The sequence below is a fragment of the Arsukibacterium sp. genome (assembly GCF_033722355.1).
Taxonomy (GTDB): domain Bacteria; phylum Pseudomonadota; class Gammaproteobacteria; order Enterobacterales; family Alteromonadaceae; genus Alishewanella.
Window position 1 is genome coordinate 1 of sequence record NZ_JAWVZF010000137.1, and the last position, 7762, is coordinate 7762.

At 52.5% G+C, this 7762-nt stretch carries 3 protein-coding genes; 1 reads left to right on the forward strand and 2 read right to left on the reverse strand.

Annotated features, from left to right (window positions below; genetic code table 11):
• The first annotated feature begins 417 nt into the window (after window positions 1-417).
• Window positions 418-1923, forward strand: a complete 1506-nt coding sequence (locus R3177_RS11525; protein WP_318971177.1) for a Na+/H+ antiporter NhaC family protein — start codon at window positions 418-420, stop codon at window positions 1921-1923.
• Window positions 1924-2044: 121 nt separating this feature from the next.
• Here the strand turns inward: R3177_RS11525 and R3177_RS11530 are convergent, their stop codons facing one another.
• Together R3177_RS11530 and R3177_RS11535 are read right to left on the reverse strand one after the other, a co-directional pair.
• Complete coding sequence (locus R3177_RS11530) at window positions 2045-5851, reverse strand: efflux RND transporter permease subunit (protein ID WP_318971178.1); 3807 nt, start codon at window positions 5849-5851, stop codon at window positions 2045-2047.
• Complete coding sequence (locus R3177_RS11535; RefSeq protein WP_318971179.1) at window positions 5841-7691, reverse strand: efflux RND transporter periplasmic adaptor subunit; 1851 nt, start codon at window positions 7689-7691, stop codon at window positions 5841-5843. Before R3177_RS11535 ends, R3177_RS11530 begins: the two co-directional genes overlap by 11 nt.
• Window positions 7692-7762: the final 71 nt, after the last annotated feature.

Genomic DNA, 7762 nt, shown 5'->3' on the forward strand with positions numbered 1-7762 from the left:
CCCGCTAACATCCCCTTCGTGAGTTTGTTCATATTAAATCTCCTTGTTGGAACAAAAGGGCGAATAACCGCTAATATCCGCATTCTATATAGTTAAAGCATTTTTCAGGCCAATCCTTAACCAACTGTTTTCACTGATTTTTAACATTTGAGATAGAAGGTGATGTAAATTTTTATGACAATGCACTCCGCTTGTTATAAGCAACCCCCTGCATTAAGGTCCCAAGACAATTTTCTGGTGGAAAAATAATTTTTTGATATGATTGCGCCGTGGTTTTACGGTTACTGAAGCCACACCCCTGTACCCATATTTACTGGTTCAGGATTATAAAAAAGTGCGCTCCGTTGCGTTGTTTTATCTGCTGCAGCGGTTTACCAACCCGTCTCTGGTAACAGAGCTTTGATGTGAGAATACAAAATGTCAGCAGATAGCACTGTGGGAAATCTTGCCGAACCCGTCGCAGCCGCCATCGAAGCGGCCGCTGTTACCCCCTCAGCAATCAGCTTAATACCACCGTTAGTCGTACTAACCTTTGCTGTCTGGTTAAAGCGCCCTATCCTGGCCTTAATACTGGGCGCGGTAACCGGTTTATTGCTGATAAACCCGTTAGAAGCGTTATCAAATTTTTCAGATATCTCAGTCAACGTGATGCAGGATGAAACCATCGGCTGGTTAATTCTGGTGTGTGCAGGATTTGGCGCGCTGATTGGTTTACTGATCCATACCGGTGGCGCTGTTGCTTTTGGCCGTTTTGGCGCCAGAAAAGCCAGCGGTCCCCGCTCCTCAATGTTTATGACGTTCTTACTGGGCTGCGTTATTTTTGTTGATGATTATCTTAATGCGCTATCTGTCGGTGAGGCAATGAAGCGGGTCACCGACAAATTTAAAGTATCCAGACAAAAACTGGCTTATATCGTCGACTCCACTGCTGCCCCGGTCTGTGTGCTGGTGCCAATTTCCACCTGGGCGGTATTCTTTGGTGGCTTGCTTGAAGATAACAATGTGGCCGAGCAAGGAAAAGGGGTCGCGGTTTACATTGAGGCCATTCCTTATATGCTTTACCCCATCATGGCCATTATCGTCGTGATGCTGGTGACGTTAAAACTGATGCCGGATCTCGGACCAATGAAAAAAGCGGAACTGGAGACACAGCAGGGCACACCCATTGAATGTGAATTAGCCGACAGTCCGCAGGCAGGCGCACGCATGCTAAGCCATGCGGTTGATGAAATGCCGTATCATACCAGCGACGAGTATGCGGTAAACTCCATTGAAGAAGAATTTGAAACCAGCAATAAACACGGCAAAGTACACAATTTTGTGATGCCGATGCTGGCGTTAATTGGCTTCACCATGTTACTGGGTGAGTCACTAAGTGAGCCGGATATTTTAAAAGGGGTGATAGCGGCGCTGGTATTTTCATTTGTCTATTATGGCGTACAGAAGCTGATGTCATTATCTGAGATGATGGACGTGATGATGAACGGCTTTAAAACCATGCTGCCGGCAATCAGCATTGTTATCGCGGCATTTATTTTTAAAGATGTTTGCGACAAGCTGGGACTACCGCTTTATATTATTGAAAACCTTGCGCCTTACATGACTGCGCAGATGCTGCCCGCTTTAGTCTTTTTAGCCATGGCAATACTGGCGTTTGCGACCGGCTCCAGCTGGGGTATTTTTGCGGTGTCGATCCCTATCGTGATGCCACTGGCCTTTGCAGTAGATGCCAATATTCCACTGGTAATAGGCGCGCTACTTTCGGCCAGCTCGTTTGGTAGCCAGGCCTGTTTTTACAGTGACTCGACCGTACTGGCGGCACAAGGCTCAGGCTGTAACCTGATGAGCCATGCCTTAACCCAGTTCCCCTATGCCTTAATCGCAGCCATAGTGGCCTTTTTTGGCTTTATTCTGCTGGCTTAGGCTAATCCGATTCTCGCTTTGGTGTGGAGCGTGAGACTGGAAACCCGATTTGGTTGCCACAGAGTGTCTGAGCCGCAGGCGAGTTGCTGTGGCAAGCCAAATGGGGTATTGCAGTCGAGCGCTACTCAATTACCCGAGATACTTTCAGCTCCTCCACCGCGCAATACAACACCGGCACCATAAATACGCTTAACAGGACAAATAACATCCCGCCAAAGGTTGGGATGGCCATTGGGATCATTAAATCCGCGCCGCGGCCGGTCGCACTTAGCACGGGTAACAATGCCAATATCGTGGTCGCTGAGGTCATCAGACAAGGCCGGATCCGCTTTGCAGCAGCTGAAAGCACCAGCGCCCTGACCTCGGCCTTTGTTGAAGCTTTATGCTCAGAAAAAGCCTGTTTAAGATAACTGGCCATCACAATACCGTCATCAACGGCAATACCAAATAACGCCAGAAACCCCACCCAGACCGCAATACTCAGATTATAAGACTGCAACTGAAACAGCTCACGCAGGTTAGTGCCAAACAGGCTGATATTTAAAAAGCTACTCTGACCAAACCAGTCAAGCATGATAAAACCACCGGCCCAGGCCACGGCAATACTGCTGAAAATCATCAGGGTGGTACTCACCCGGCGGAACTGCAGATACAGCAACATAAAAATAATGATAAGTGCCAGCGGCACCACCCACAGCAACGTTGTCGCCGCCCGCTGCTGCTGTTCAAAACTGCCGGCAAAGCTGTAACTGACGCCGGCAGGCAGCTGCCAGGCACCACTGCTTAGCTTTTCATCCAGATAAGCTGCCACCGCTGCAACCACCTCCACTTCAGCCACACCCGGCTTGCCGGCAAAAGTAACATAAGCTGTTAAAAAGGTGTTTTCCGAGCGGATCATCTGCGGCCCACGCTGATAGCGAATTTCAGCTAATTGCTTTAACGGCAGTGGATAGCCGGCCGGGGTGTCAACTAATACGTCAGCCAACTGCTCCAGCGTATCTCGTTGCTCCCGCATATAACGTACCCGGATGGGATAACGTTCACGGCCATCAATAACCCGGCCAGCATCCATGCCGCCAATCGCACTGGAAATAGCCTGTTGCACCTGCTGCATACTCAGGCCATGCCTGGCGATTTCAGCGCGGTCCGGATGGATCTCCAGATACGGCTGGCCAACAACCCGCTCGGCATTGACGGTCTGTGCCTGGACGGCCGGGGCCTGACGTAGTAACTGCTCGAGCTCTAAGGCAGTACGCCCCAGAGTGGTCAGATCCGGTGCTGCCAGTTTTATCCCCATTGCTGCACGCATCCCGGTTTGCAGCATTAACTGACGTGTTTCGATCGGTTGTAACTGCGGGGCTGACGTGACGCCCGGCAGCTGTGCGGCCTGAATAATTTCCTGCCAGATATCATCCGGACTGTGAATATGCTCCCGCCATTGCCGGTATGGCCGACCCTGGCTGTCAGGGATTAACTGGCCGTCACTGTCTCTGACGAACTGGTTTTCAACGGTATCATAGCGAAAATACTGCCGGTTGCCGGCGGCATCGGTTTTGTATTCGCTGTGATACTGAATCAGCGTTTCAATCATACCCAATGGCGCCGGATCAAGCGCCGTATCGGCCCGGCCGATTTTGCCTACCACGGTTCTTACTTCCGGAATCGCTGCAATAGCAAGGTCCTGCTGCTGCAGCACATCCAGCGCTTCGGTTATTGACGTATGCGGCATCAGGCTTGGCATTAATAAAAACGCCCCTTCATCCAGCGCGGGCATAAACTCCCGCCCCATGCCGGGATAACGCTGTGCTGTCTCACTGTCGGCAGCTACCCAGGGCAATACCCGTTCAGCACCCACCCAGATACTCAGTCCGTACAATACCAGCAACAACGGCAGCAGCATAAACAGCAGCTTCACCTTCAATACCAGTCGTAACAGCGGCAGATAGCACAATGAAAACAGCCAGAAAAACAGTAGTATTGTGCCAAGCAACGTGGCAACCAGCAAAATATTGCTGAGCAAGCCTGCCGCCGGGCCCAGCGGCTGCCAGAAATAGGCCAGCAAGCCGGTGACGGCTAATAACAACATCAGCAACAGTAATGCCCGCAGACGGGTATCTGAATTATACGGCAGGGTTAACCGAGGCCAGCGAGCTGTCAGGCTCCGCAGGTACTTTTTAACCCCCTGCATTCGCGGTGAAAACAGTAAAAACAGCAGCACCGGTAATAACGTTAACGCCAGAAAGGCAGCCGCCAGTAACACCAGGGTTTTACTGTACGCCAGTGGACCAAACAGCTTGCCTTCAGCGCCCGTCATACTGAACACTGGTAAAAAGCTGACGATGGTCGTGCTGATTGCTGTTAATATGGCCGGACCAACCTCCTGCATCGCCCGCTGCACAGCCTGATAAGCACTCAGCTCAGGTTGCTCCCTGCGTTGGCGGATCAGGTTCTCACTGACTATTATCGCCATATCAACAATAGTACCAATAGCAATAGCAATACCGGCCAGCGCCACGATATTGGCTTCTACTGCAAACAGTTTCATACCGATAAAGCTCAACAGTACCGCTAACGGCAGCATAGTGCTGACCGCAAATACTGCCCGCAGGTGCCATAACATCACCAGCACCACAATAATGGTAATCAGGATCTGCAGGCTAAGTGCCTGCTCAAGGGTTCCGAGGGTTTCGTTAATCAGCGCTGAGCGATCATAAAACGGCACTACCGTCAGCTGACTTAAGGTCAGCCACTGTGGCCAGCTATCGGCCGGATGCTGTTGCAAAAACAAGGTCCACTGGCTGTTATCGTTACCCCAGGCCGGTAATGCATTGGCATGGGCAAAGTCTGCGACCTGCGCTGCGCTGGTATGTTGCCAGTCGATGACAGCTTTGGCTGGCAAACCACGGCTGATCTGGCTGAGCTTGGCATAAATATTGTCGATAGCCTGGCGCGGATTGTAACCCTGCCGTACTGTTATCACGCCGCCCACGGCTTCGGCTCCTGCCACATCAAGGGCGCCACGACGCTGGGCCGGACCGGTACTGACTTTTGCCACATCCGCTACTGTGATCGGCGTATTATCAGGCGCCAAACGCACGACCGCCTGTTCAATATCACTGAGGTTTTTTACTAACCCTACGCCACGCAACAGATATTCAACGCCATTAATCTCGCGACTGCCAGCGCTGACATCCAGATTTGCCGCCATCACAGCATTACTGACATCAGCCAGGCTAACCTGATAAATTCGCAGTAAATCCGGATCAACCTCTATCTGGTATTCACGCTGGTAGCCACCAATGGAGGCGACTTCACTGATGCCTTCAGCGGCCAGCAAACCGGTTCGTAAGTACCAGTCCTGAATGCTGCGCAGCTCGTCCAGATCCCAACCGGCTGTGGTGTTACCTTCGGGATCCTGGCCTTCCAGGGTATACCAGAACACCTGCCCCAATGCTGTGGCATCCGGTCCCAGGCTCGGTTGCACGCCTGCCGGTAATGTATCCTCCGGCAGACTGGCCAGCTTTTCCAGCAAACGGCTGCGCGACCAGTAAAACTCAACACTGTCATCAAAAATAACGGCAATACTGGAAAAACCAAACATCGATAAGGTGCGAACATCCTTAACACCGGCTACCCCCATCAGGGCGACACTCAGCGGATAACTCAGTTGATCCTCAACATCCTGTGGTGAACGTCCGGGCCACTCGGTAAAGACAATTTGCTGATTCTCACCCAGGTTTGGAATCGCATCAACGGCTACTGGTTTAAGCGGTATGCCGGTTTGCCAGCCAAAAGGCGCATAGCCGACACCGACCAGCACCAGTAAAGCAGTGATTAAAAGCACCAGCAATTTCTGGCGCAGACAGGCGCCAATCAACAGTGAAAACCAGGAGTGCTGTTGTTGCTGCAGGCCAGGTTCAGTGTGCATGACGACCTCCATCGCTGTACTGCTGCTCAATGTCACCACAGCCTTGCATCATAGGGCCAAAATACGGATTTAAAACTTCAGATTGCTTCTGTAACCAGCCGGCGCCCTCACCGTCGCGCGCCATAGGACAATATGCCCGGTACCAACCGTCAGCCAGCATACCCTGCTCTGCCAGCGCTAACAAAGCCTGCACCTGCAGATAGTATTGGGCCCGGGCCTGTTCAAGGTCACTGACATGCTGGCTATGACCGGCGCCAGTCAGTAACTGTGCGACGTGCTGCTGTAAATGAGCAGGCCAGCTAACCGCGTTAACGGCTTGCTCAAAAGCCACAGTCCCTTCTTGCCAGTCGGTTAACCTATCCTCGGTTAACGCCAGGTATAACTGTTGATATGCATCCAGCATGGCTTTTTGCTGAGCTTCCGTCAGACTGAAGCTGTCTTGCGGCACTAATGCTGCCTGCACTGGCGCTGTTGTTTGTGTGTTCATCTGCTGATGGCCGTGGGCTGCGTGGGGATTACCGGCCTGACCGTCGGCAGAAAGCATACTGGGCAGACCCCGGATTTGCAGCTCACTATCTAAGCGAAATGCCCCTTTGCTGACAACCAGTTCGCCTTCTGTTAAGCCCTCCAGCACCTGATACTGATCAGCAAAGCGCCGGCCAAGAACAACTTCGCGACCGCTATAGGTTGCACTCTGGCCGGGCTGTTGCACATAGACCAGCGAGCGCTTGCCGGTATGCAGCACCGCAGATGCCGGAATCAGCAGCACATTATCCTGAGTGTCGAGCAGCCTTGCCCGGGCCAGCATGCCAGGTAACAGCTGACCGTCCGGGTTGTCCAGCACCGCCCTGACAGTGACGGTGCGCTGGTTGCTGTCAACCTGCGGTTCCAACAGCAATACTTCGGCATCGAATGTTGCTCCCGGCAGTGCCAGCAATTCAACACTTATCTTCTGCCCCGGCCTGATGGCGCCTAGCTGATGTTCAAAGGCTTCAAGCTCCAGCCAGAGTTTATCCAGCGCCAGTACGCTAAACAGTGGCTGGCCGGCACTGACATAGGCCCCCTCATTCACCATCTTATCCAGTACCCTACCTGATACCGGCGCACTGATAGTGACCGTATCCTGCAGGCTTTCACTTTGTAAAATTGTGTCAATCTGGGATGCAGGTACCCCTAACAGCCTTAGCCGGCGACGCGCAGCGGCCAGCGTACTGTCAGCCGGTAAACTGCTGCCACGGGCTACCGCCAGTTGCTTGGCCTGTACCAGTTCTTGCTGAATAACAATAAGATCCGGATTAAAGATCTCTACCATCGGCTGGCCGGCAGTAACATCGACCCCACTGCTATCAAGATAGAACTTATCAATCCGGCCAGCGGTCCAGGCACTGATGGTTTTCAACCGGCTCTGATCGGCAGCCAGCTTGCCAACCAGGGCCAGGTGATGTTCAGCCCGCTGCCGCCGCACCGGGGTCAGTTCCGGCTGCAACAAGGCTTCAGCCCGCTGACTCAACCTGATACTGCGATCTGATTCCAATACTGAAGGGCCAGCGTGAATTTCTGCTTCGTCGGTCGTTACCGGAATAAGCGCCATGCCGCATATCGGGCAACGATCATCCGGGTTAGTGGAGCGGACATGCGGGTGCATTGAGCAGGTATAGACGGTGGCGGGTTTATCACCCGTTATCAGCTGCTTTAGCGTGCTTTGAGCTGCCAGCGTGCTTTGCAGAACACTGTCCTGTTGGGAATGATCATGCTGATGCTGCTGGGCGAACGCCTCGCTGCCAACGAATAATAACACTGGCAGACTGGCCAGCAAGCCGCTTTTAACCGGGATAAACATAGTAAAACCTCTGCTTTTAAAATACCGAAAATAACCGTAGACAACACGGCCGGGATCAAATCAGCAGCAGG